Here is a 24,187-nt window from a genome sequence, read left to right on the forward strand (position 1 = left end):
TAGGTGAACCGAACTGGTGATGACTCCGGCAAACCCACCATGCTTCCGATGCCAGGTATTTCCGCGTCCGCCTCGTCCAGTCCGTCGCCCGGCCCGTCAGCGTCGGCGATGCGGCGAGTTCTCCGTCGTGCACGCGACGGAGCGACCCTGAACGTCGACGAGGCGGCAACGCTGCTGCAGGCACGGGGAACCGATCTGACCGATCTGTGTTCTTCGGCGGCCAAGGTTCGCGATGCCGGTCTGCTGGCAGCGGGTCGGCCGAACACCGTGACGTATTCGCGGAAAGTTTTCATTCCGCTGACCCGTCTGTGCCAGGACAAGTGCCACTACTGCACATTCGTCACGGTGCCGGGGAAGCTGCGTGCCGCTGGGCACGGCATGTTCCTGGAACCGGACGAGGTTTTGGACATTGCCCGGGCAGGCGCCGAATTGGGCTGCAAGGAAGCGTTGTTCACGCTGGGGGATCGCCCCGAGGCTCGCTGGCCGGAAGCCAAGCAATGGCTGGACGAACGCGGCTACGACTCCACCCTCGACTACGTGCGAGCGATGTCGATCCGGGTACTCGAGGAGACAGGCCTGCTCCCACACCTCAATCCCGGTGTGATGAGCTGGCAGGAACTCTCGCGGCTCAAGCCCGTTGCGCCGTCGATGGGCATGATGCTCGAGACGACCGCTACCCGGCTGTTCACCGACAAGGGTGAGTGCCACTACGGCAGCCCGGACAAGGACCCGGCGGTTCGGCTACGCACCCTGACCGACGCAGGCCGACTGAACATCCCCTTCACCACGGGAATTCTTGTGGGCATCGGGGAGAACTTCCTCGAACGTGCCGAGTCGATCATGGCGATACGCAAGTCGCAGAAGGCGTTCGGCCACATCCAGGAAGTGATCATTCAGAACTTCCTGGCCAAGCCTGATACCGCGATGCGCAATACGCCTGATGCGGGACTCGACGAGTTTCTCGCGGCCATCGCCGTCGCACGCCTGTTGCTCGGGCCGACGATGCGGATTCAGAGTCCGCCGAATCTCGTCTCGAACAGCGAGTGCCTCGCGCTGCTCGGCGCAGGCGTCGACGACTGGGGCGGGGTATCACCGTTGACCCCCGATCACGTCAACCCCGAGCGTCCCTGGCCGAATCTCGAGACCTTGGCCGAGATCAGCGCCGAGGGCGGCTTCACGCTGACCGAACGCACTGCGGCTCAGCCGGCATATGTCCTGGCCGGGGCTCCGTGGATCGATCCGCGTATTGCGGGTCACGTGCAAGCGCTGGCGGATCCCAAGACCGGCCTCGCCCTGCCCGACACCAAGCCGGTGGGCCGGCCGTGGCAGGAACCGGACGAGTCGTGGGAATCGAGCGGACGCGTCGATCTCAATACCGAGATCGACACGGACGGGCGCAACACCGAGACCCGCAGTGACCTGGGCAGTGCGTTCGGCGACTGGGAGACCGTGCGCGAACAGGTCCTCGAACTCAGTGCTCCGATTCGCGTCGACACCGATCTGCTGGCTGCGCTCCGCAGTGCCGAACGCGACCCGGCCGGATGTTCCGACGACGAGTACCTGGCCCTTGCCACGGCGGAGGGCCCGGGCCTGGAAGCCGTTGTGGCACTGGCGGATGCGCTGCGCAAGGATGCCGTCGGCGAGGACGTCACCTACGTGGTGAACCGGAACATCAACTTCACCAACATCTGCTACACGGGCTGCCGATTCTGTGCGTTCGCGCAGCGCAAGGGTGACGCCGACGCGTTCACGCTGTCGGCAGAGCAGGTCGCCGACCGTGCGTGGGAAGCGCACGTCGCCGGCGCAACCGAGGTGTGCATGCAGGGCGGTATCGATCCGGAACTTCCCGTCACCGGTTACGCCGACCTGGTCCGGGCCGTCAAGAAGCGCGTGCCGTCGATGCACGTCCACGCGTTCTCTCCGATGGAGATCGTGAACGGTGCATCGCGCAGTGGTGAGAGCGTCAGGGATTGGCTGACGGCCCTTCGTGAGGCGGGCCTGGACACCATTCCCGGTACGGCAGCGGAGATCCTCGACGACGAGGTGCGCTGGATCCTCACCAAGGGCAAACTGCCGACGGCGGAATGGATCGAAGTGGTCACCACGGCGCACGAGGTGGGGCTGCGGTCGAGTTCGACGATGATGTACGGGCATGTCGATCAGCCGCACCATTGGGTCGGGCACCTGAACGTTCTTCGCGGAATCCAGGACCGTACAGGCGGATTCACGGAGTTCGTGCTGCTGCCGTTCGTTCACCAGAGCGCGCCCCTGTACCTGGCGGGCGCTTCCCGGCCAGGGCCGACCAATCGGGACAACCGCGCTGCACACGCGTTGGCACGCATCATGCTGCACGGCCGCATACCCAATATCCAGACCAGCTGGGTCAAACTTGGCATCACCGGAACGCAGATGATGCTCAACGGCGGCGCCAACGACCTCGGCGGAACGCTGATGGAGGAGACGATCTCGCGGATGGCCGGCTCCGAACACGGTTCCGAGAAGACCGTCGCAGAACTGCGCGCCATCGCCGAGGGAATCGGACGTCCGGCACGCGAACGAACCACCACACATGCACGACGCGAAGGAGCGATTGCCTGATGGCTGACGTACTGGGGGACCGCAAGGTCGTCGAGGTTCTCGATCGAGCGGTGTGGGGGATCAACCCGGTTCTCGACCTCGCCTACAGCGATCCGCTCGGTATCAAGCGTCGGACGTTCGAGCCGACCGATCCCGAGCGAAACGCTGCTGCGATGGTGTTGGACGCGGCCGCTTGGGTCCTCGACGTCGTCAAGTTCCCCGGGACGGCGGCGTGGTCGGTGATGACCGACGAGCAGCGCTCGAAGTGGTGGACGACCCGGTTGGGTGCACTCAACACCGTTGCCGTGGCGTTCCCCGGCATCTTCGGCGTCCTCCTCAATCGGTTGCCGATCCAGGACCTGCTGGCCTTCGCGAATCAGGCCGTTGTGCTCGTTGCGGTTGCCCGTGAACACGGAGTGACCGAACGGGATCAGCAGGTGGACCTCCTGGCGTCGGTGCTGTGCCGGCGTGAGACGAAGTCTCGAGAGCTTCTCACCGGAGAGGACTTCGCCGAGAAATCAGCCGGCGGCGCCGACGAGACCTGGCGCCCGTTCGCGCTCATCGGAACGTTGTGGCGCACGTCCAAGACTTTTCGTGCCATCACGGACGAGTTGCACAAGCGGCCGTCTCGGACAAAACCGTACGAGATCATCGGCAAGATTCCGGTGGTCGGCGTCGTGGCGGATTACCTCGGTGAGCGGGGCGCACTGGTACGCGCGGCCGCTCTGGGGGAGAAGTGGATCGCGATTCGGTCGAGGAACATCACCGCAGTAGGCTGAAATGTGTTACCCCCGCCTGCTCAGAGTCGGTCGGCAGGGGGATAATAGGCTGTTCCCGCGGTACGTGAGAGTCGTATCGGATTTTCGGCCCCTTGCAACTGCGTGTTGCGGCGGCGATGCACGACAGGAAGGCAGGGAGATCGGCAGTGACCTACACGATTGCTGAACCGTGTGTAGATGTGATGGACAAGGCGTGCATCGAAGAATGCCCTGTCGACTGCATCTACGAGGGTGGACGCATGCTTTACATCCACCCCGACGAGTGTGTCGACTGCGGCGCGTGTGAGCCTGTCTGTCCCGTCGAAGCCATCTTCTACGAAGACGACGTCCCGGACCAGTGGAACGCGTACATCAGCACCAACGTCGATTTCTTCGACGATCTCGGCTCACCGGGTGGAGCGGCCAAGCTCGGCAAGGTCGACTACGACACGCCGTTCATCAAGGCGCTGCCTCCCATGGGTGAGGAATAGAGATCTTGTCTCGTACTCCGGTGGCCGCTGGGCTTCCTGATTTTCCGTGGGATTCGCTCGCCGATGTCACGGCGAAGGCGCACTCTCATCCCGACGGCATCGTGAACCTGTCCGTGGGGACGCCGGTGGATCCGGTGGACCCGGTGATTCAGGAGGCTCTGGCCTCTGTTGCCGAGGTGCCCGGATACCCGACGACTCATGGCACGCTCGCGCTTCGCGAGGCCGTGGCGGAGTCACTGGATCGCCGCTACAACATTCCCGACGTCGATCCGGCAGCGGTGCTGCCGGCCATCGGTACCAAGGAAATGATCGCGTGGCTGCCGAAATTGCTCGGTCTCGGAGCCGGCGATCTGGTGGTCATTCCGGAGTTGGCGTACCCGACATACGAGGTCGCAGCGAAACTGGCAGGTGCTCGCGTCCTGCGCGCCGACGGCTTGAACAAGCTCGGTCCCGAGTCGGCGGCGATGATCTTCGTGAACTCGCCCTCGAATCCCACCGGCAAGGTGCTCGGCCTCGAGCACTTGCAGAAGGTCGTGGCCTGGGCGCGCGAGCGCGGCGCCATCGTCGTCTCCGACGAGTGCTACCTCGGATTGACGTGGGAAGCCGATGCGCTCTCCATTCTCGATCCTCGTGTCAACGACGGTGATCTGACCGGTTTGCTTGCGGTCCACTCACTTTCGAAGACGTCCAATCTCGCGAGCTATCGCGCCGGGTTCGTCACCGGTGATCCGGCTCTGGTGACGGAACTGCTCGAGGTGCGCAAGCATGCGGGCATGATCCTGCCGCTACCGATCCAGGCGGCGATGACCGCAGCCTTGGGCGACGACCAACACGAGAACATCCAGCGCGAGCGGTACCGCGAGCGTCGTAGTGTGTTGATCGAAGCTGTTCGAGGCGCCGGATTCACCGTCGACAATTCCGAGGCAGGTCTGTACCTCTGGGCGACGCGCGGCGAGGAATGTCGAGCGACGGTCAGTTGGTTCGCCGATCGTGGGATCCTCATTGCCCCCGGTGAGTTCTACGGACCGAGCGGGAGCAAGCACGTGCGGATCGCGCTCACTGCAACAGACGAACGAATCGCCGCGGCAGCAAAGCGCCTCTCCGCCTGAATCGTGTGCTTTCCCAGGTGTCAGGTTCCCTGATGTCGGTATCGGTCCGATGTAAGGTCGCGCTGTGACCACCTCAGGGACCGGCGGCTTGGACGCGGTACTGATTTTTGCTGTCGTTGCTGCCTCGGTTGCACTGATGCTCGTGTGGTTGAAAAGTCGTCGAGTTTTCGGAGAATTCCCACTCTCGGCAGCTCTCCTCTGGCTGATGGTTGCAGTGCCTTCCATCTTGCAGGCGGCGATGCCGGGACTGCTCGAGATGTTTCGTCGTGATCCCGCGTTGATTCGTGACGGGCAATGGTGGCGCATTCTGACCTCCGTGCTCGTTCAGGACGGAGGGGCCGCAGGAACTGTCACCAATCTCGCGACGCTGGCCGTGGTTGCACCGCTTGCGTTTCGGCTCTGGGGCGCCGCACGTGGCTGGGCTCTCTTCCTGCTCGGTCAACTGTTGTTCGGTTTGCTCACCACCGCAGTCTTCCCGTCGACCGGCGCAGGCAACTCCGGTGCCACGCTTGCTCTGGCAGCGGCGGCCGCGGGGATCGGCGTTCTGGTGCGCCCGCGAATGCCTGAGATTGTTCTGACAGTCGTGATTGTCGTCGGCGGCGCAACATTGGTGACGGTCGACGACGCACACGGATTCGCGGTGCTTTCCGGGGCGCTCTTGGGGGCTGCGCTGGTGACGCTGTTCCCTCCGCACTCGATGGACGCGCGTCGGGCAGGAGAAAGTTTGCGACCATCCGCGCTGTGAGATGCTGTCGTGGTGCTGCTGAGATCCTTGAACCCCCTTGCTGTTGCCCGCGGTGACGACCTCGACGACGCCGTGACGATCGGTGACACGGTTCTCTCGCGGAGTGCCATTCTCGGTGCCGCGACCTCGGTCGCGGAGCGAGTGGCGCAGGCCGATCGGGTTGCCGTATTGGCAACTCCCACAGCAAAAACGATTCTCGCCGTCGTCGGGGCGTTGATTGCCGGCGTCACCGTTGTGCCGGTCCCGCCGGACTCGGGGAAGGCTGAGCGAGAGCACATTCTGCGTGACTCCGGTGCCCAGGCGTGGCTCGGCGAAACGGACGACCACTGCGAAGGCCTGCCCGTGGTTCCCGTCCGATTGCACGCTCGCTCGTGGCACAGCTATCCCGAACCGGCACCGCAGTCCACAGCATTCGTCCTGTACACGTCCGGAACTACCGGCCCACCGAAGGGCGTTCTGCTCAGTCGCTCGGCTATCGCAGCCGGGCTCGACGCGCTCGCCGAGGCCTGGGACTGGACGTGGCGAGACACCCTCGTACACGGGCTTCCGCTCTTCCACGTGCACGGACTGATTCTCGGAATCCTCGGCCCCCTCCGGATCGGCAGCCGGGTGATCCACACCGTCAAGCCGACGCCGGAAAACTACGCAAGGGCCAAGGGCTCCCTCTACTTCGGTGTCCCCACCGTCTGGTCGCGTATCGCCGAAGACGAAGAAGCTGCCCGCGCGTTGTCCGGTGCCCGACTTCTGGTCTCCGGTAGTGCGCCGCTTCCCGTGCCGGTCTTCGAAAAGCTGCGGGAGCGAACAGGATTGACGCCCATCGAGCGTTACGGCATGAGTGAGACGATGCTGACCCTGAGCACGCGTTTCGACGGCGAGCGACGCCCGGGGTGGGTCGGCGTGCCGCTGCGCGGAGTCGAGACTCGTCTTCGTGACGAGAAGGGCAACGATGTGCCGCACGACGGCGAGAGTATCGGCGGCCTACAGGTACGTGGGCCGATGCTTTTCGACGGCTACTTGAACCGTCCGGACGCAACCGCCGAGTCCTGGACGGAGGACGGCTACTTCAAGACCGGTGACGTCGCCGTCATCGACGAGGGTGGGTTCCACCGAATCGTCGGCCGCGAATCCATCGACTTGATCAAATCCGGTGGATTCAGAGTCGGCGCCGGCGAGATCGAGACCGCCATCCTCGGGCACCCTTCGGTGTCCGAAGTTGCGGTGATCGGTGTCCCCGACGCCGATCTGGGGCAACGGATCATCGCCGTCGTAGTCCGTAAGCCCGGGACTCCCGAGGTCACCGAAGCCGAATTGGTCGAGTTGGTCGGGGCGGAGTTGTCGGCGCACAAGCGTCCCCGTGAGGTTCGATTTGCCGAGACTCTGCCACGTAACGCGATGGGCAAGGTTCAGAAGCGTGAGCTGCTCTAGGCAGGTCAGTTTGCTGAAAAGTCGCTGCGACGCTTGAAGGTTCGTGAATTCGGCCGGCCTGTCCCGAAATGTGGGCTCGCCGGTTCTCCGACGATTCAGCGCTAGTTGGAATTTCTGTGTTCTTGGCTACACTACCGCCCGGTAGGGACAGTTCCAGTCGCGCGCATACCGTCGGTATGCCTGAGTGCGAGTGGCCTCGGAAGGGCAGATTTCATGGCGGGCGGACGGCATTCGAGTCCTGACAGCGGGCGGTCGATCGGGTTCTACGCAGTGGGTGGGTTGGTTGCCGTCGCGGTAATCGCCACCGGGGTGGTGGTCTTCAAGGCAACACAGTCCGATTCCTGCGAGAGCGTCGACGAGTACTCGCTGGCAGCGGATCCTGCGATCGCGCCGGCAGTCACGGAGATCCTCGCAGAATCGTCGCCGGAGCAGACAGGCTGTTCGCGGATCACGGTTACCTCTGCGCTGCCCGGGGACGTTGCGGGAACTTTAGGTAAGGGCGTGGACGCTCCGGACATGTGGATACCGGATTCGACAGCGTGGGTGGGCAAAGCTGCATTGACGGCCAAGGGGCCGGTCGCTGCCGCCGGCGGTTCGATCGCCACCTCGCCTGTCGTTCTCGCCTCCGGCGGTGGCGAACAGTTTGCCAGTTGGCTCGCGGCGCTACAGGTTCCCGATCTGGCGTTGGGCAATCCGTTGTTCACAGGGGTTGCGTCGGCGCCCATTCTCGGAGCTCTCGCGGAAACCGGGGCCACCTCCGAATCCGTTCGAGCGGCACTCGTACCCCATGCGCAAGCGGAGAGTGTTCGTACCGAAGATCAGCCGGTAGGACAGAAGATGCTCACCGAATTGGTCAGCTCCGGAAAGGTCGGTGTTTCGACCGAGCAACAGGTCGTCGAGTTCACGAAGGCCGAGTCGAAGATTTCCGCGACAGTACCGGCGACGGGAACCATGATCATGGATTACCCCCTGGTGGTCAGTGCTTCGGCACCGGACCGGCACTACGCCGCAGCCAAGAAGAGTGACGCCATCGCCGAGCTGTTGCACAGTGAATCTGCTCAGGAAGTGCTGACGCGCAGCGGGTTCCGTACTTCCGGCGGTGGAGCCGTCGAAGGTGGAGTCGGTGACGTCACGGCACTGACCGTGTCCGAACAGTCGGTGGCCGATCAAACGCTGGGCGCTTGGGCTCTGATGGCCAAGCCGATCCGGACACTCGTTGCGATCGACGTGTCTGCGTCGATGGACTACCCGGCTGCAGGCGGCAAGACGCGCATGCAGTTGACCACTGCTGCTGCTCTGGCCGGCAATCAGGTCTTCCCAGACAGCGTCGCTGCCGGTCTCTGGGCGTTTTCCCAAGGTATGAACGGAACCCAGGACTTCCAGGAATTGGTGCCGATCAGGCGCTACGACACGATCGTCGACGGTGTGACTCAACGAAAGTTGATGGCAGATCAGGCGAACCGGCTCACCGAACTCAAACGTGGCGCCACAGGTTTGTACGACACGACTCTGGCCGCATTCCGTAAGGTTCAGGAATCGTACGATCCGCGAGCGGTCAACAGCGTCATCATCTTGACCGACGGCGCAAACGAAGATCCTGACAGCATCAGCCGTGAACAGTTGCTCGATGTTCTTGCACGCGAGCAGGATCCGGCGCGTCCGGTCATCATCGTCACCATCGGCATCACCGATGACGCAGATGCGGCGGCGCTCGCCGATATCTCCCGCGTGACGGGCGGTTCGACGTACATCGCTCGTGACCCCTCGGAGATTTCCGAGGTGTTCGTGAACGCATTGGCTCACCGAGGAACTTAGGCCGCATCCGGACTGGTCCAGGGTGCCGGAAGTGGCGGAGCCTCAGACGAATACCGGTGCCCGGTAGGTGTCGTCGTGGTGAAGGTGTGCCGGTTACCTGGTACAGGTTCGGCAGTCCAGTCCGAGCCCTGTTTCGCGTAATTGCATGCCGCACACAACCCGGCACCGTTGGCTGCGCTGGTGAGTCCACCCCTCGAGTGATCGCGAATGTGGTCGCGGTGGCGAACCGGCGCGTCGCACCACGGAGTACGGCAGCTTCGATCACGGAGTTCGATCAATCGCGCCAACCCCTTCGGGAAGGTTCTCGCCGTGGATTCCATTGCGGTCAGCGCGCCCGTATCGGGGCGTGCGTAGAGCTTTCGGACCGTTGCCACCGTTTCGGAGTCTTCGCTGGCCTTGGTGATCCATTCGCGTGCAATAGCGGCTGGTACAGGTCCGTACCCGTGGACGTACGCCGGGGCGGAATTGTCGCCCAACAATGACTGGTCGGAGACAACCAGATTCACGGTGACGGGTGTCGGTGTGGCGCGGCCGATTCCGGTAACCCGCTCGACCAGGAGATCAGCCATGATTTGCGCTCGGGTGCGCTTGTCCCCGCCGGCAAGTACGGAATCTGCGTCGCGCCTGAGCGTGGCGTGCACGGCGATACCTTCGGCCGCGGGAAGAAACACATTGAGCCAGCACATCGTGTCGGGCGCAGGCCGTGACGTCACTCGTCTGTCTCCCACGGCTTTGCGTGCTCGTCTGGCAACACTGTCGGAGTCTATTTCGGCAGCGCGTGCGCGGATTCTTTGTGTCAGTTGATGGTTGCCGCATCCGTCCAAGATTGCAGCGTCGCAGCAGAACTCGCGATCCAACGTAGCGCGATCCTGGGCGGTGAGACATGAAGTCTCGCGCATGAGGATCGTCGCCTGATGCTCACTGATGGAGCCGTCGACGAGTAGTCGAAGTGTGTGCGGCATCTCGTCGTTCAGTGCGCGGGCCAGGTTCAGATGCTGAGTTCCGAACCAAGCCGACTCTCGCCGTGCGAGGGCAATCTGCGCGTTGATTCCACGGCCTTGGTATGCGCGCGGCACTCCCCGTTCGCTGCGGTCGTTGCGGGTGAACGCGTCGAGATCGGCAGCCAGCAATGCCTGGGCACCAGCGCAACTGGCCTTCAACTCTTCCAAAGCGCGCAGAAGATCCACGCGTGCTGCGTTGTCGATGGATCGATCCATGCTGACGAGTGATGCTCGGAATTGTCCGATGGTCTCTTCGGATATCGCCTGTTTGGATATGGCCTGTTCAGATACTTGCGTCGTCACTTTTACCCCCCGGTAGTGTCGAACATACATTCGATACTAGCCTCGACAGCGAACGGACGCAACGCCTTTCTCCGTTGGCGTCTGAAAGTTCCGACAGTTCGGTTTTCATGGTTGACTGGTCCTCATGATCGAGCTGAGGGGATTGACCAAGGTTTACGGACCGACGAAAGCGGTGGACGATTTGTCGTTCACGGTCAAGCCGGGCATCGTGACGGGCTTCCTGGGCCCGAACGGTGCCGGTAAGTCGACGACGATGCGGATGATCCTGGGTTTGGATCAGCCGACGTCGGGTGTGGCGTTGATCGAGGGCAAGCCGTATCGGGAGCTCAAGACGCCATTGCGGACGGTCGGCGCGTTGCTGGATGCGAAGTGGGTGCACCCCAATCGCAGTGCGCGTGCGCATCTGCAGTGGATGGCTGCTTCGAACGGGATCCCGAAGTCCCGCGTCGACGAGGTGCTCGGGTTGGTCGGATTGTCCGAGGTGGCGGGCAAGAAGGCCGGCGGGTTCTCGCTCGGTATGTCGCAGCGTCTGGGGTTGGCGGGTGCGTTGTTGGGGGATCCGAAGGTGTTGTTGTTCGACGAGCCGGTCAACGGTCTCGATCCGGAGGGCATCGTCTGGATTCGTAAGTTCATGCAGCGGTTGGCGGCCGAGGGCCGCACGGTGTTGGTGTCGAGTCATCTTCTGTCGGAGATGGCGCTCACGGCGGAGCAGTTGGTGGTGATCGGTCGGGGTCGGTTGATTTCGGATTCGACGGTGGCGGAGTTCGTGGATCGTTCGTCGGAGTCGACGGTGCGGGTGCGTAGTCCTCAGCTCGATGCGTTGCGCAGTGTGTTGCTCTCGCAGGGGTTGACGGTGCGTGAGGACGGTTCCGGTGTTGCCCCGGCATTGGTGGTGGTGGATTCGACCACCGATGTGATCGGTGGGTTGGCTGGTTCGCAGGGGATCGTGTTGTACGAGTTGGCTTCTCAGCAGGGGTCGCTCGAGGATGCGTTCATGAAGTTGACCGGGGACGATGTCCAGTACCACGCATCCGGTGTCGATCCGGGTGTCGGTGCACACCACGCAAATACACAGCAGGCAAACACGCAGCAGGCTATGGGAGGTGCACTGTAATGGCTGTTCTCAGTGCTGAACGTATCAAGATCACCACGACCAAGTCGCCGCTGTGGTGCACGATCATCATCATCGTGCTCGGGTTGGGACTCGCTACCGTTTTCGGACTGAGCGCCAAGTCGTCGCTCAGCAGCCCCAACGGTGCAATGATGCCGACAGTTTCGGGGGCACTCAGTGGAGTGACCGGCTTCGGTGTGTTGGTTCTGATGATCATGGCGGCTCTCGCGATCACCAGCGAATATCGTTTCGGGACCATCCGCACCACCTTCCAGGCAGTTCCGAACCGCGCCTCGGTGCTCGTCGCCAAAGCGGGCCTCATCGGTGGGTTCGGAGCGGTGCTGACTCTCGTGTTGTCGTTCGGCGCCTTCGCCCTCACGAAGGCCACGGCAGGTGACGCCGGAAGATTCTTGACTCTGTCCGGCGACGAGAACTGGCGGGTCGTCTACGGAACACCGATCTACGCGTTCTTCTGCGTAGTTCTAGCAGTCGGAGTGGGCGCGTTGCTCCGGCAGTCTGCAGGTGCGATCGCATTATTGCTGTTGTGGCCCTTGCTGATCGAGAATCTTTTCAACCTGTTCGGAAATATCGGCGAGAAGATCATGCCGTTCCTGCCGTTCATGAACGCCAACAACTTTCTCGGTTCCAGCGGTGGCGTCGATTTCCACTGGGGACCCTGGGGCAGCCTGATCTACTTCGCCCTCTTCGTGCTCGTCGTATTCGGTCTCAGCATCGTCGTCGTGAACAGGCGGGATGCATAGGCACACGGATCAGACGGGCTGATTCTGCTTACGCCAACGGGCGTTCAGGAAACCCAATGCCGCGATCACGAGGAACAACACGGTGGTCGAGATCAACTGTGCACGGGCATCGGCGTCGAAGAGCATGAGGACGACGAACACACCGAGCATCGCGAGTGTCGCGTAGCTCAGATACGGGAACAGCCACATCCGAACCGTCAGCTTGCCCGACGCTTCGAGTTGTTTTCGCAGTCGCAGATGCGAGACGACGATGAAGATCCAGATGACCAGCAGCGCAGCGCCGACTGCGTTGAGCAGGATGCCGAGCAGGTCGTCGGGGAGCAGCCAGTTGAGCAGGACGCTGACGAAACCGAAGAACACCGACAGCAGAACGGCATTGGTCGGAACTCCGGTGCTCGATAGTTTCGCCATGAAGGCGGGTCCGTCGCCGCGGCGCGAAAGTGAGAACGCCATGCGAGAGGTGCCGTAGATGTTGGCGTTGAAGGCGGAAAGCAACGCCACCACTACGACGAGTTCCATGAACCCGGCAACGCCTGGAATGTTCGCCTTGTTCAGGACGGCCACAAACGGGCCGCTCTCGAGTTCGGGGTCGTTCCAGGGCAGCACCAGAACCATGATCGAGATGGCGCCGATGTAGAAGACGCTGATGCGCCACACGACGCTCCGGACAGCGACGGCGATGGAGCGTTCCGGATTCTCGGATTCGGCTGCGGCGATGGTGACGATCTCGATCCCACCGAAGGCGAATGCCACGACGAGAAGTCCTGCGGCTATGCCGGACAATCCATTGGGCATGAAGCCGCCCTGCCCGAATAGATTGCTCGTACCGACCGGGTCGGTATCGGGGAGGAGACCGAACACCAGCAGGACACCGATGATCAGGAAGCCGATGATGACGGTGACTTTGATTGCGGCGAACCAGAACTCGAACTCACCGAAGTTGCTGACTTTCGCCAGGTTCACCACGGCGAAGAACACCACGAAAACCAGGGCGACAACCCATTGCGGGATCGACGGCACCCAGTCGTTCACGATCGCCGAAGCCCCGGTGATCTCGGCGCCCAGCACCATGATCAGCATGAACCAGTAGAGCCAGCCCATCACGAAGCCGGCCCACTCGCCGATCCCCAGGCGCGCGTAGTGAGAGAAGGAACCGCTGGCCGGGATCGCGGCGCCCATCTCGCCGAGCATGCGCATCACGAACACCACGACGGCGCCCGCAAGGATGTAGGAGATCAGGACGGCCGGCCCGGCCTTGGCGATACCGACGCCGGTTCCGAGGAACAGGCCGGCGCCGATGGCCGAGCCCAAGCCCATCATCGTCAGATGGCGGACCTTGAGACCGTGGCCGAGAGCAGTGGTTGTTCCGTCGGAGACGTCGGTGTCAGTCATCAGTCGTTGGCGTGCAAAGCAGCGTTCAGTTCGACGCCGGTGCCCTTCCACGGCACGACCTCGACGGCACCCGAGACCGAGTTACGACGGAAGAGAAGGTTCGACTTGCCGCTCAGTTCCTTGGCCTTGACGACGGTTCCGTCCGGGCCGGTGACCTTGGTGCCGGCGGTGACGTAGAGGCCCGCTTCGAGGACGCAGTCGTCGCCGAGCGAAATGCCGAGGCCGGCGTTTGCGCCGAGGAGGCAGCGCTTGCCGAGGGAGATCGTTTCCTTGCCTCCACCGGAGAGGGTGCCCATGATCGAGGCGCCGCCGCCCACATCGGATCCGTCGTCGACGACGACGCCCGCGGAGATGCGGCCTTCGACCATCGAGTTGCCGAGGGTGCCGGCGTTGAAGTTGACGAAGCCCTCGTGCATGACGGTCGTTCCGCTGGCGAGGTGTGCACCGAGTCGGACACGGTCCGCGTCACCGATGCGAACTCCGGACGGCACGACGTAGTCGACCATGCGGGGGAACTTGTCGACGCTGAACACGGTCACGACGCCGCGGATGCGCAGACGCGAGCGAACCTGCTCGAAACCTTCGACGGCGCACGGGCCGAAGTTGGTCCACACGACGTTGCTGAGCAGGCCGAACTGGCCGTCGAGGTTGACACCGTGGGGTGCGACGAGACGGTGCGAGAGGAGATGGAGGCGCAGGTAGACGTCATGTGCGTCGACCGGCGCCTTGGAGAGATCGGCGATGGTGGTGCGCACGACGACCTGCGATACCTCGCGAGCGTCATCAGTGCCTGCCAGCAGTGCAAGATCGGAAGGAATATCTGTTCCCTCGACGTTCTCGGTACCGGTCTTGTCGAATGTTCCCAGCTCCGGTGCCGGGAACCAGGTGTCGAGGACGGTTCCGTCCGCGGTCACGTTGGCGATACCTACTGCTGTTGCTCCCTGTGCGCTCACGGGACTAGAGATTACTGGGTGGTGGGTGCACCGGCCTAGGCTGGTGCGTGTGAGCATCCTCGATCTTGCTTCGGACCCCATCGACTTGACGGCCGCCCTGGTCGACATCCCCAGCGTCTCGCACGACGAATCCGTCATCGCGCAGGCTGTCGAGGATGCGTTGCGTGAGCAGACTTCGGGCTTCGAGATCATCCGCAACGGCAATGCCGTGTTGGCGCGTACGTCGCGTGGTTTGCCCAGTCGGGTCATGCTCGCCGGACATCTGGATACGGTGCCGATCGCGGACAACGTTCCTTCGCGGCGTGACGGCGACATCCTGCACGGCTGCGGGACCGTGGACATGAAGTCGGGCGACGCGGTCTTCCTGCACCTTGCGGCCACCATCGAGAACCTGGCCCACGATCTGACCCTCGTCTTCTACGACTGCGAAGAGATCGCCGCAACGTACAACGGCCTGGGACGGATCGAACGCGAGATCCCGCAATGGCTCGCGGCGGACGTCGCAATTCTCGGTGAGCCGACGGCCGGTTTCATCGAGGCCGGGTGTCAGGGCACGATGCGGGTGCGGTTGACGGCTTCGGGAACTCGCGCCCATTCGGCCAGGTCCTGGCTGGGGGACAATGCCATTCACAAGTTCGGCGGAGCGTTGGAGCGGTTGTCGGCGTACCAGCCGCGCTCGGTCGACATCGACGGTTGCGGCTACCGCGAGGGCTTGTCGGCGGTGCGGATCTCCGGCGGTGTCGCCGGAAACGTCGTCCCGGACGAAGCCGAGATGGACGTCAATTTCCGATTCGCGCCCGATCGCAGCGAGGTACAAGCCGAGGCGCACGTGCGCGAAGTGTTCGACGGTCTGGGCCTCGGATTCGAGGTCACCGACTCCTCGCCCGGCGCGCTGCCCGGCTTGGCGAACCCGTCCGCTGCCGCCCTGATCGAGGCGGCCGGTGGTCAGTTCCGTGCGAAGTACGGGTGGACCGACGTGTCCAGGTTCTCGGCGCTCGGCATTCCTGCCGTGAACTACGGACCGGGTGATCCGAACCTCGCGCACAAGCGCGACGAGCACGTTCCGGTGCAGCAGATCACCGACGTCGCGGCCGTGCTGAGGAAGTATCTGTCGGCCTGACCGTTAGCCTTGCCGCATGGCACCAGAGAAGAATTCGGCTTCGAAGAAGCAGAGCTCGTCGATCAAGCACCGCGGGCCGGTTCAGCTTCGACGCAAGCGCAAGGACGAGAAGACCACGACGGATCAGCGCTTGCTCGACAAGCGCGGACCCACGGATTGGGTACACACCGATCCGTGGCGTGTGCTGCGTATCCAGAGCGAATTCATCGAAGGTTTCGGCGCACTCGCCGAGGTCCCGCGTGCGGTGACGGTGTTCGGTTCGGCCCGCACCACGGTCGATCATCCCGAGTACCAATCCGGGCGCGAGCTGGGAACGGCGTTGGCCGAGGCCGGGTACGCCGTCATCACCGGTGGTGGGCCAGGAGTGATGGAAGCTGCCAACCGCGGTTGCAGTGAGGCCGGCGGGTACTCGATCGGCCTCGGCATCGAGTTGCCGTTCGAGCAGGGACTCAACGAGTGGGTGGATCTCGGAATCAACTTCCGGTACTTCTTCGCACGCAAGACGATGTTCGTGAAGTACTCCCAGGCATTCATCTGCCTGCCGGGTGGCTTCGGAACACTCGACGAGCTGTTCGAGGCACTCACCCTGGTGCAGACCCACAAGGTCACGCGCTTCCCGATCGTCCTGTTCGGTACCGAGTACTGGTCCGGACTCGTCGATTGGATCCGCGGCACCCTCGAGCGTGACGGCAAGATTTCCGAAGGTGACGTGAACTTGCTGCACGTCACCGACAGTGTGGAAGAAGCAGTACGAATCGTCCTCAACGCCGACAAGGGCGTCGACGAGGCCGCAGATCTGGGGAAAGAAGAAGAATGGTGACCGATTCCGACAAGAAGTACTCGATCTGCGTCTACTGCGCGTCGGGTCCGGTGGACGAATCGTTCCTGGCGTTGGCTGCCGAGGTGGGAACCGCGATCGGTCGACGCGGATGGCAGTTGGTCTCGGGTGGCGGCAACGTGTCGATGATGGGCGCTGTCGCCGAGTCCGCTCGCGCGGCGGGTGCCTGGACCGTCGGCGTCATCCCGAAGGCCTTGGTGCACAAGGAAGTTGCCGACGTCGATGCCGACGAGCTGATCGTCACGGACACCATGCGCGAACGCAAGAAGCTGATGGAAGACCACGCCGACGCGTTCATCACGCTGCCCGGCGGAATCGGGACGCTGGAAGAGTTGTTCGAGACGTGGACAGCCGGCTACCTGGGAATGCACGAGAAACCTGTCGTGATGCTCGATCCCGTCGGCCACTTCACCGGCCTGCTCGAGTGGTTGAACAAGCTCGACGGGACCGGCTTCGTCGGGCGTCAGGCGCTGGACACTCTGCTGGTGAGGACGGACGTCGAGGCCGCGCTCGACGCGTGCGTCAAATCCTGATCAGACGCGTGCGTGAAACCCTGACCTGGGGCATGGCGGGCTTTATTACCGTGCAGTAAGGTGGCCGCAGACTGGGCGGCCGAATGGGCGCCGGATACGTGTTAGGGGAGCCATGAGTTCGGAAGCCCGTTCGACCGTCGGCCTGCTCGATCTGGCGGCAAAACTGCCGTCGATGATCACCGAGGTGCCGATCCTGGCGCGGGGGGCCGCCGGGCTCACCCGTAAGCCTTCGGCCAAGGAATCGATCGGGTTGATCTTCCAGAAGGCCGCGCACGCGCACCCGTCGCGCCCGTTCATCCGGTTCGAGGGCCACGCGACCAGTTACGCGGAGGCCAACGAACTGGTGAACCGCTACGCGGACGTTCTCCGTGGTCGAGGAGTCGACCGCGGAGACGTCGTCGGAGTGCTGGCAAAGAACACTCCCGAAGCGCTGCTGATCGCCTTGGCCGCGGTAAAACTCGGCGCGGCAGCGGGCATGCTGAACTACAACCAGCGCGACGACGTTCTGGCACACAGCCTTACGCTCCTCGATGCGCGCGTCCTGGTGGTCGCCGACGAGTGCGAAGAAGCCCTCGAATCGTTGCCCGCCGGATTTAGCGGACCGAACCAACTTCTCGTCAGCGAACTCGCGGATCTGGCGAAGACGGCTGATCCGTCCAACCCCGCGGTCACCGCCGAGGTGCTGGCAAAGGAGAAGGCGTTCTACATCTTCACCTCGGGCACAACCGGAATGCCCAAGGCCAGCTTGATGACTCACTTCCGTTGGTTGAAGTCGATGTCGGGGCTCGGGTTGATGGGCGTGCGCTTGCGCGGCTCGGACACCCTGTACTGCTGCCTGCCGCTCTACCACAACAACGCGTTGACGGTCTCGCTGTCCTCGGTGCTCGCGTCCGGTGCGACAATCGCGATCGGACGTCAGTTCTCGGCCTCGCGGTTCTGGGACGACATCGCACTCAACAAGGCGACCGCGTTCACCTACATCGGCGAACTGTGCCGCTATCTGCTCAACCAGCCGGTCAAGCCGACCGACAGCGACAATGCTGTTCGGCTGATGGTGGGTAACGGTCTGCGCCCTGAGATCTGGGCCGAATTCACCCAGCGGTTCGGCATACCCCGCGTCGCCGAGTTCTACGGTGCGAGCGAATGCAACATCGCGTTCGTCAACGCACTCAACGTCGACAAGACAGCAGGCATCTGCCCGTTGCCGCACGCCGTCGTGGAGTTCGACGAGGACACCGGAAAAGCGTTGCGAGGAGCCGACGGTCGACTCCGCAAGGTTTCCACGGGTCAGGTCGGACTCCTGCTGTCGAAGGTCACCGACCGGGCGCCTTTCGACGGTTACACCGACGAAGCGGCGAGCAACAGCAAACTGGTACGCGGCGGATTCAAGGACGACGACACCTGGTTCGACACCGGAGACCTGGTGCGCAAGCAGGGATGGGGCCACGTCGCCTTCGTCGACCGTCTCGGCGACACCTTCCGTTGGAAGGGAGAGAACGTCGCCACCACGGAGGTCGAGGGCGCGCTGAGTTCGCACCCGGCCGTCGAGGAAGCAGTTGTCTACGGCGTAGAGATTCCGGGCACCGACGGTCGCGCGGGCATGGCGGCGGTCAAGCTGCGGGACGGTCAGAGCTTGGAGGGAAGTGAAGTCGCGGCACACCTCTACGGCAAGCTCCCCAACTACGCGGTCCCGCTGTTCATCCGCATCGTCGACTCACTCGAACACACCAGCACTTTCAAGTCGCGCAAGGTGGAATTGCGCAACGAGGGTTACGACGTCGGCGCCGACACTCTGCACGTTCTCGAAGGCCGCGAGGGTGGTTACGTGGACTCGTACGACGAATACGTCGGAAAGGTCGCGGCGGGCTCGGTACCCAAGGGCTAGACCGAGTTCCGTCATGCCAGTATGAGTGGCATGTCTTCACTCCCCGGTTCTACCGCGCAGCCAGGTCCGGCGCCCACCCTGTGTGGGCGTCCGGTCGCGGTCGACCGTGCACTGGTGATGGCCATCGTCAACCGCACTCCCGATTCCTTCTACGACCAGGGCGCGACGTTCTCGGATTCGGCAGCGATGGCTGCCGTCGACAGGGCCGTCGACGAGGGCGCCGATCTGGTGGACATCGGGGGAGTGAAAGCTGGGCCCGGTGACCTCGTCGACGCCGACGAAGAGGTCAGGCGAGTCGTTCCGTTCGTCGCCGCGATCAGAGCCAAGTACCCCGAGCTGATCATCAGCGTCGACACCTGGCGGAGCGGCGTCGCGCGGTTGGCACGCGCCGAAGGCGCCGACCTGATCAACGACACGTGGGCGGGTGCGGATCCCGACCTCGTCCTGGTTGCTGCCGAGACTGGTGCCGGGATCGTCTGCTCGCACACGGGTGGCGCGGTTCCGCGCACCCGCCCGCATCGTGTCCGCTACGACGACGTCGTCGCAGATGTGGTCACCGAGGTCGTGTCGGCGGCAGAGCGCGCCCTGGCACTCGGGGTTCCGCGTGACGCGATCCTGATCGATCCCACCCACGATTTCGGTAAGAACACCTTTCACGGGCTCGAGTTGTTGCGGAAAGTGGACGTTCTTGTAAACACCGGGTGGCCAGTGCTGATGGCGCTGAGTAATAAGGACTTCATCGGGGAGACTCTTGGTGTGGAGCTTTCCGAGAGGTTGGAGGGAACATTGGCAGCGACAGCAATGGCCGCGGCGGGCGGCGCCCGGGTGTTCCGTGTTCACGAGGTGGCGTCCACCCGTCGAGTCGTCGACATGGTGGCCGCGATCCAGGGACGCCGTGCCCCGGTACGTACGGTTCGAGGTCTGGCATGAGCATCACCGGTGCGGGCCCGACCCGCGTATGGGCAGAAGCCAACAGTTGGGACCATCCGAGTTGGACGGTCGCAGAACTTGAACGGGCGAAGGGCGGCCGAACCGTCTCGGTGGTGTTGCCCGCGCTCAACGAAGAGGACACCGTTGCTGCGGTGGTCGACACCATTCATCCGTTGCTCGGTGGTTTGGTCGACGAGTTGATCGTTCTCGATTCCGGTTCGACCGACCGTACCGCCGAGCGTGCTCGCGCGGCGGGGGCGACGGTGATCAGTCGTGAGAGCGCAGTCCCGTCCATCCCGCCGACCGCGGGCAAGGGTGAGGTGCTGTGGCGTTCGGTCGCCGCAACGACCGGCGATCTGATCGCATTCGTCGACTCCGATCTCATCAATCCCGATCCGGCGTTCGTGCCCAAACTGCTGGGGCCACTGCTCACGGTTGACGGCATCCATCTGGTGAAGGGCTACTACCGCCGTCCGCTGCGCGTGAGCGGCACGGAGGATGCCAACGGCGGCGGGCGAGTCACGGAATTGGTTGCGCGGCCCATGTTGGCCGCGCTGCGGCCGGAACTCACGTCGGTACTGCAACCGCTTGGCGGTGAATACGCGGGCACCCGTGAGCTGCTGTCCGCTGTGCCGTTCGCGCCCGGCTACGGCGTCGAGATCGGTTTGCTGCTCGACACGTACGACACGTTGGGGCTGGCGGCGATCGGTCAGGTCAATCTCGGTGTGCGCAAGCATCGCAACCGGCCGCTCGCCGACCTCGGCGTGATGAGCCGGCAGATCATCGGAACGATGCTCAGGCGGTGCGGGATCGAGGATTCGGGTGCCGGGTTGACCCAATTCCTGGTCGACGGCGATTCTTTCGTGCCCGAGACCACCGAGGTTTCGCTACTCGATCGACCCCCGATGAATTCGATAGTGCGCACCGCGGGGGTCTGACCGCTCACACTCGGGTATGGGAGTATCGGTCCATGATGACGATCCTCCTGTACCTGATTGTCATGGCTCTGGTCGGCGCGATGATCTTCCTCGCCGCCAGCGCTGTGTTCGGGCGCTCGGAAGAGCTGCCGCCGCTGCCTCCTGGCACGACGGCGACCGTACTCCCGGCAGAGGACGTCACCGGGGCGGATGTCGACGCGCTGCGTTTTCAGCAGGTGCTGCGTGGCTACAAGGCGAGTGAAGTGGATTGGGCCCTGCATCGCCTCGGGTTGGAAATCGATTCTCTGCGTGCACAACTGGGCCGTGACGAGCGGTCTGAGGTCCTGGTGAAAGCGGATGCTCCGGCCAAGGCAGAAGCATCGCAGGAGGAGCCTGAGACCGTATCCGAATCGAAGGATTCCCAGGGCTGATGGCCGACGGACTGGTTCGGTGCGGCTGGGTGGTCGAGACGCCCGGCGACACGCTCTACCGCGACTATCACGACGAGGAGTGGGGGCGTCCGCTGCACGGGCGCGACGAACTGTTCGAACGACTCGCCCTCGAAGCATTCCAATCGGGACTTTCGTGGATCACGATTCTGCGCAAACGCGAGGCGTTCCGCGAAGCCTTCGACGGGTTCGATCCGGACAAGGTCGCAGCGTACGGAGTTGCGGATGTCGAGAGATTGCTCTCCGATGCCGCGATCGTCCGCAATCGCGCGAAGATCGAGGCGACGATTTCCAACGCCCGAGTGCTCGTGAATTCGCCCGATCTGGACCTCGATTCGTTACTCTGGTCGTTCTCGCCGCCTCGACGCACCAGAAGACTGACATCAATTGCAGAGGTTCCCGCGGTCACTCCCGAGTCGACTGCCATGGCTAAGGAACTCAAGCGGCGCGGGTTCAAGTTTGTGGGTCCTACCACGGCTTATGCGCTCATGCAGGCCACCGGAATGGTCGATGATCACGTGGCTGATTGCTGGGTTCCGGCGCAGGTGTGACGGTCGACTGAACACCCCTAAATGTGACTCAGATTCCCGGTTCCCGCATCCATAGGGAACAATGGAGGGTACGAGCCTCGCTGATTGTTGGCGGGGCGCACCGTTAGTCGAGGCGCAGAGCAATGCAGCGCAGATCTGGAGGGAGCAGAGGATGGCGGCCATGAAGCCCCGGACCGGGGACGGTCCCCTCGAAGCAACCAAAGAGGGACGAGGAATCGTCATGCGGGTTCCACTCGAGGGTGGCGGACGCCTCGTCGTCGAGCTGACCCCGGATGAAGCTGCAGCGCTCGGTGTGGAACTCACGAACGTCACCAGCTAGTCGGGTCCAGGTTGTAGCAGTACGAACAACAGCACGTGATTGCACGCAGGCTCCGTATCCGTTTCGGTACGGGGCCTGAAGTGTGTGCGCACCGCCGGTAGCCGAAAGGACGGATCAATGCTTGCCGCCGTGATCGATCTTCTGTCCTGCCCGCAGTGTGCTGCTGATCTGGAATTGGTGGACGGCGCCGCCGAGTGCGACCGCGGACATCGATTCGATATCGCTCGTCAGGGTTACGTGAGCCTGATCAGTGGCGGTGCCACGAAGTTCACCGGCGACAGTGCCGAGATGATTGCCGCGCGTGCACGATTGCTCGGCGCCGGCCACTTCGGCCCGCTGATGGATGCCGTCACCCGGGCCTGCGCGACGACGGCGGGGTCGGATCCCGCGCGGATCGTCGAAATCGGCGCAGGCACAGGACAATACCTCGCACACGTCGTGGATTCGCTGCCTGATTCTCGGGCGATAGCCTTGGACGTGTCCAAGTTCGCGGCCCGGCGTGCCGCGAAGGTCCACGAAAGAATCGGTTCGATCGTCGCAGACGTCTGGCAACCACTGCCCATTCGCGGCGGAGCGCTCTCTCATGTGCTCTGTGTGTTTGCTCCTCGTAACGGTCCGCAGTCCCATCGAGTTCTCGCCGAAGACGGCGCTCTGGTGGTCCTGACGCCCACCGACAGGCATCTGCGCGAGCTGATCGACATTCTCGCGATGGTCCGGGTCGACGACCGCAAAGTGGAACGTCTCGAATCGTCGATGGCCGGATACTTCGAGCGTGTGAGTAGCGACGAGGTCGAGTTCACGATGTCACTCTCACACCAGGACGTCCTCGACTTGGTGGGGATGGGACCGTCGGCGAGACACCTGACGCCCGCCGATCTGGCTGCCGCCGTGGCGAAGCTGCCGCAGCCGAGTACCGTCACCGCGTCGGCGACGGTCTCGACCTATCGCAAGATCTGACGCGGATCAGCGTCTCGTGACGGCGTCCGCGTAGACCTCGAGCGTCTGCTTGGCGATTTCGGCCCAGGAGAACTCGTCGATCGCACGGATCCTGCCCGCACGACCCATCGCGTCGGCGCCTTCTCGGTCGGCGACAACGGCATTGACGGTGGCCGCGAGCGATTCCTCGAATGCGTTCGGCTCGTAGGCGTTGTAGTGCACGAGTCGACCGGTGACGCCGTCGGCGACCACCTCGGGGATGCCGCCGACGTCGGAAGCGACCACGGCGGTCTCACACGCCATGGCTTCGAGATTGACGATCCCGAGGGGTTCGTACACCGAAGGGCAGACGAATACCGTTGCTGCCGAAAGTATTTCCCTGATCTGCTCGGTCGGGAGCATCTCGCGCACCCAGTAGACATTGCCCCGGTGCCGGGCGAGTTCGGCCACCGCCTTCTCCGTCTCGGCGGCGATCTCCGGCGTATCGGGAGCGCCGGCGCACAGCACGAGCTGAATCTCCGGGTCGAAGTGGTGGGCTGCCGCGACGAGGTGCCCGACGCCCTTCTGCCTCGTGATGCGTCCGACAAAGGCCACGATGGGTTTCGCCGGGTCGACGCCGATCGACGCGAGTGCGGACTGTGCTCCCGGCGCAGATCCCCCGGGATGCCATACCTCGGTGTCGATTCCGTTGCGGACTACGTGAACGCGACTCGGATCGACAGCGGGGTACGCGTCGAGGACGTCGAGTCGCATACCGGAACTGACGGCGATGATCGCGTCTGCGTGCTCGACGGCGTTGCGTTCGGACCACGACGAGATCCGATAGCCGCCGCCTAGCTGTTCGGCCTTCCACGGGCGTCTGGGCTCGAGTGAGTGCGCGGTGAGGATGTGCGGCACGTCGTAGAGAGCCGACGCGAGATGCCCGGCCAGTCCGGTGTACCAGGTGTGGGAGTGGACGATGTCGACACCGGCCGCGGCGTCCGCCATGCGCAGTTCGGTGGAGAGCGTCGTCAGGGCCGGGTTGGATCCGGCGAGAGCGGGGTCGGGAGAGTGGACGATCGCGCCTTCGCGCGGGGCGCCTATGCAGTGCACGTCGACCTCGCACAGCCGTTTCATCTGAGCGACGAGCTCGGTTACGTGTACTCCTGCGCCGCCGTAGATCTCCGGCGGGTATTCCTTGGTCATCATCGCGACTCGCACGCGCTAAACCTAACCGCCCGTGGTCGATCCGGCTACCGATCGCGTTATCCCCGGCCGTTCGGAGGGGG

23 protein-coding genes are annotated in these 24,187 nt (G+C 63.5%); 19 read left to right on the top strand and 4 right to left on the bottom strand.

Annotated features, from left to right (window positions below):
* Positions 1-39 precede the first annotated feature (39 nt).
* From G9U53_RS27375 to G9U53_RS27405, 7 genes are all read left to right on the top strand, one after another.
* Positions 40-2,598 (top strand): bifunctional FO biosynthesis protein CofGH, encoded by a 2,559-nt coding sequence (locus G9U53_RS27375; protein WP_165639654.1) that lies wholly within the window; start codon positions 40-42, stop codon positions 2,596-2,598.
* Positions 2,598-3,356: a hypothetical protein gene (locus tag G9U53_RS27380; RefSeq protein WP_003945247.1), complete on the top strand. Its 759-nt coding sequence runs from the start codon at positions 2,598-2,600 to the stop codon at positions 3,354-3,356. The genes G9U53_RS27375 and G9U53_RS27380 overlap by 1 nt, the downstream gene beginning before the upstream one ends.
* A 146-nt stretch (positions 3,357-3,502) precedes the next feature.
* The gene (fdxA, locus tag G9U53_RS27385; protein WP_003945248.1) at positions 3,503-3,826 is read left to right on the top strand and encodes a ferredoxin; all 324 of its coding nucleotides are present in this window, start codon (positions 3,503-3,505) and stop codon (positions 3,824-3,826) included.
* A gap of 5 nt (positions 3,827-3,831) precedes the next feature.
* Positions 3,832-4,935, top strand: a complete 1,104-nt coding sequence (gene dapC, locus G9U53_RS27390) for a succinyldiaminopimelate transaminase (protein WP_064075826.1) — start codon at positions 3,832-3,834, stop codon at positions 4,933-4,935.
* A 64-nt stretch (positions 4,936-4,999) separates the two neighbouring features.
* A complete protein-coding gene (locus tag G9U53_RS27395) occupies positions 5,000-5,680 on the top strand; it encodes a hypothetical protein (protein ID WP_007726255.1) in 681 nt (226 codons plus the stop codon).
* Positions 5,681-5,692: 12 nt separating this feature from the next.
* Positions 5,693-7,105 (top strand): acyl-CoA synthetase, encoded by a 1,413-nt coding sequence (locus G9U53_RS27400; protein WP_007726254.1) that lies wholly within the window; start codon positions 5,693-5,695, stop codon positions 7,103-7,105.
* Between the two features lie 213 nt (positions 7,106-7,318).
* The gene (locus G9U53_RS27405) at positions 7,319-8,920 is read left to right on the top strand and encodes a substrate-binding and VWA domain-containing protein (RefSeq protein ID WP_042926345.1); all 1,602 of its coding nucleotides are present in this window, start codon (positions 7,319-7,321) and stop codon (positions 8,918-8,920) included.
* Here G9U53_RS27405 and G9U53_RS27410 read toward each other — a convergent pair.
* Entirely contained in the window at positions 8,917-10,224 is a 1,308-nt protein-coding gene (locus tag G9U53_RS27410) for an HNH endonuclease signature motif containing protein (RefSeq protein ID WP_058226004.1), read from the bottom strand. The genes G9U53_RS27405 and G9U53_RS27410 overlap by 4 nt on opposite strands.
* A gap of 124 nt (positions 10,225-10,348) precedes the next feature.
* Here G9U53_RS27410 and G9U53_RS27415 point away from each other — a divergent pair, with 124 nt between their 5' ends.
* On the top strand, positions 10,349-11,338 hold the full coding sequence (locus G9U53_RS27415) for an ATP-binding cassette domain-containing protein (protein WP_165639632.1): 990 nt from the start codon (positions 10,349-10,351) through the stop codon (positions 11,336-11,338).
* Positions 11,338-12,096: an ABC transporter permease gene (locus G9U53_RS27420; protein WP_165639633.1), complete on the top strand. Its 759-nt coding sequence runs from the start codon at positions 11,338-11,340 to the stop codon at positions 12,094-12,096. Before G9U53_RS27415 ends, G9U53_RS27420 begins: the two co-directional genes overlap by 1 nt.
* 9 nt (positions 12,097-12,105) lie before the next feature.
* Here the strand turns inward: G9U53_RS27420 and G9U53_RS27425 are convergent, their stop codons facing one another.
* Positions 12,106-13,488, bottom strand: coding sequence for an amino acid permease (locus G9U53_RS27425; RefSeq protein WP_165639634.1), 1,383 nt, complete (start codon positions 13,486-13,488; stop codon positions 12,106-12,108).
* Complete coding sequence (gene dapD / locus G9U53_RS27430) at positions 13,488-14,441, bottom strand: 2,3,4,5-tetrahydropyridine-2,6-dicarboxylate N-succinyltransferase (RefSeq protein ID WP_019749368.1); 954 nt, start codon at positions 14,439-14,441, stop codon at positions 13,488-13,490. Before dapD ends, G9U53_RS27425 begins: the two co-directional genes overlap by 1 nt.
* A 49-nt stretch (positions 14,442-14,490) precedes the next feature.
* On the opposite strand from dapD, the gene dapE reads away from it, so the two are divergent.
* The 10 genes from dapE to G9U53_RS27480 all read left to right on the top strand — a co-directional run bounded on the left by dapE (position 14,491) and on the right by G9U53_RS27480 (position 22,940).
* A complete protein-coding gene (dapE, locus tag G9U53_RS27435) occupies positions 14,491-15,561 on the top strand; it encodes a succinyl-diaminopimelate desuccinylase (RefSeq protein WP_174519520.1) in 1,071 nt (356 codons plus the stop codon).
* A 16-nt stretch (positions 15,562-15,577) separates the two neighbouring features.
* Complete coding sequence (locus G9U53_RS27440) at positions 15,578-16,381, top strand: TIGR00730 family Rossman fold protein (protein WP_003945176.1); 804 nt, start codon at positions 15,578-15,580, stop codon at positions 16,379-16,381.
* Positions 16,375-16,932 (top strand): TIGR00730 family Rossman fold protein, encoded by a 558-nt coding sequence (locus G9U53_RS27445; protein WP_003945191.1) that lies wholly within the window; start codon positions 16,375-16,377, stop codon positions 16,930-16,932. The genes G9U53_RS27440 and G9U53_RS27445 overlap by 7 nt, the downstream gene beginning before the upstream one ends.
* A 112-nt stretch (positions 16,933-17,044) precedes the next feature.
* Positions 17,045-18,817 (top strand): long-chain-acyl-CoA synthetase, encoded by a 1,773-nt coding sequence (locus G9U53_RS27450; protein ID WP_003945170.1) that lies wholly within the window; start codon positions 17,045-17,047, stop codon positions 18,815-18,817.
* Positions 18,818-18,847: 30 nt separating this feature from the next.
* Positions 18,848-19,747, top strand: coding sequence for a dihydropteroate synthase (gene folP, locus G9U53_RS27455; protein ID WP_030536944.1), 900 nt, complete (start codon positions 18,848-18,850; stop codon positions 19,745-19,747).
* Positions 19,744-20,685 (top strand): glucosyl-3-phosphoglycerate synthase, encoded by a 942-nt coding sequence (locus tag G9U53_RS27460; RefSeq protein ID WP_019749363.1) that lies wholly within the window; start codon positions 19,744-19,746, stop codon positions 20,683-20,685. The genes folP and G9U53_RS27460 overlap by 4 nt, the downstream gene beginning before the upstream one ends.
* A gap of 32 nt (positions 20,686-20,717) precedes the next feature.
* Positions 20,718-21,095 (top strand): DivIVA domain-containing protein, encoded by a 378-nt coding sequence (locus tag G9U53_RS27465; RefSeq protein WP_003945181.1) that lies wholly within the window; start codon positions 20,718-20,720, stop codon positions 21,093-21,095.
* A complete protein-coding gene (locus G9U53_RS27470) occupies positions 21,095-21,664 on the top strand; it encodes a DNA-3-methyladenine glycosylase I (RefSeq protein ID WP_003945189.1) in 570 nt (189 codons plus the stop codon). Before G9U53_RS27465 ends, G9U53_RS27470 begins: the two co-directional genes overlap by 1 nt.
* Before the next feature lie 151 nt (positions 21,665-21,815).
* Positions 21,816-21,983, top strand: a complete 168-nt coding sequence (locus G9U53_RS27475; protein ID WP_003945169.1) for a DUF3117 domain-containing protein — start codon at positions 21,816-21,818, stop codon at positions 21,981-21,983.
* Positions 21,984-22,100: 117 nt separating this feature from the next.
* Positions 22,101-22,940, top strand: a complete 840-nt coding sequence (locus tag G9U53_RS27480) for a putative RNA methyltransferase (protein WP_165639635.1) — start codon at positions 22,101-22,103, stop codon at positions 22,938-22,940.
* A 6-nt stretch (positions 22,941-22,946) separates the two neighbouring features.
* On the opposite strand, the gene glgA is transcribed toward G9U53_RS27480, so the two are convergent.
* The gene (glgA, locus tag G9U53_RS27485) at positions 22,947-24,119 is read right to left on the bottom strand and encodes a glycogen synthase (RefSeq protein WP_165639636.1); all 1,173 of its coding nucleotides are present in this window, start codon (positions 24,117-24,119) and stop codon (positions 22,947-22,949) included.
* Between the last annotated feature and the right edge of the window lie 68 nt (positions 24,120-24,187).

The sequence above is a fragment of the Rhodococcus sp. D-46 genome (genome assembly GCF_011290655.1).
Taxonomy (GTDB): Bacteria; Actinomycetota; Actinomycetes; order Mycobacteriales; family Mycobacteriaceae; genus Rhodococcus_F; species Rhodococcus_F qingshengii.

Coding starts and splice junctions, on each gene's coding strand:
- G9U53_RS27375 (WP_165639654.1), top strand. CDS start 40: ATGCTTCCGATGCCAGGTATTTCCGCGTCCGCCTCGTCCAGTCCGTCG.
- G9U53_RS27380 (WP_003945247.1), top strand. CDS start 2,598: ATGGCTGACGTACTGGGGGACCGCAAGGTCGTCGAGGTTCTCGATCGA.
- G9U53_RS27405 (WP_042926345.1), top strand. CDS start 7,319: ATGGCGGGCGGACGGCATTCGAGTCCTGACAGCGGGCGGTCGATCGGG.
- G9U53_RS27415 (WP_165639632.1), top strand. CDS start 10,349: ATGATCGAGCTGAGGGGATTGACCAAGGTTTACGGACCGACGAAAGCG.
- G9U53_RS27420 (WP_165639633.1), top strand. CDS start 11,338: ATGGCTGTTCTCAGTGCTGAACGTATCAAGATCACCACGACCAAGTCG.
- G9U53_RS27425 (WP_165639634.1), bottom strand. CDS start 13,488: ATGACTGACACCGACGTCTCCGACGGAACAACCACTGCTCTCGGCCAC.
- G9U53_RS27440 (WP_003945176.1), top strand. CDS start 15,578: ATGGCACCAGAGAAGAATTCGGCTTCGAAGAAGCAGAGCTCGTCGATC.
- G9U53_RS27445 (WP_003945191.1), top strand. CDS start 16,375: ATGGTGACCGATTCCGACAAGAAGTACTCGATCTGCGTCTACTGCGCG.
- G9U53_RS27450 (WP_003945170.1), top strand. CDS start 17,045: ATGAGTTCGGAAGCCCGTTCGACCGTCGGCCTGCTCGATCTGGCGGCA.
- folP (WP_030536944.1), top strand. CDS start 18,848: ATGTCTTCACTCCCCGGTTCTACCGCGCAGCCAGGTCCGGCGCCCACC.
- G9U53_RS27460 (WP_019749363.1), top strand. CDS start 19,744: ATGAGCATCACCGGTGCGGGCCCGACCCGCGTATGGGCAGAAGCCAAC.
- G9U53_RS27465 (WP_003945181.1), top strand. CDS start 20,718: ATGATGACGATCCTCCTGTACCTGATTGTCATGGCTCTGGTCGGCGCG.
- G9U53_RS27470 (WP_003945189.1), top strand. CDS start 21,095: ATGGCCGACGGACTGGTTCGGTGCGGCTGGGTGGTCGAGACGCCCGGC.
- G9U53_RS27475 (WP_003945169.1), top strand. CDS start 21,816: ATGGCGGCCATGAAGCCCCGGACCGGGGACGGTCCCCTCGAAGCAACC.
- G9U53_RS27480 (WP_165639635.1), top strand. CDS start 22,101: ATGCTTGCCGCCGTGATCGATCTTCTGTCCTGCCCGCAGTGTGCTGCT.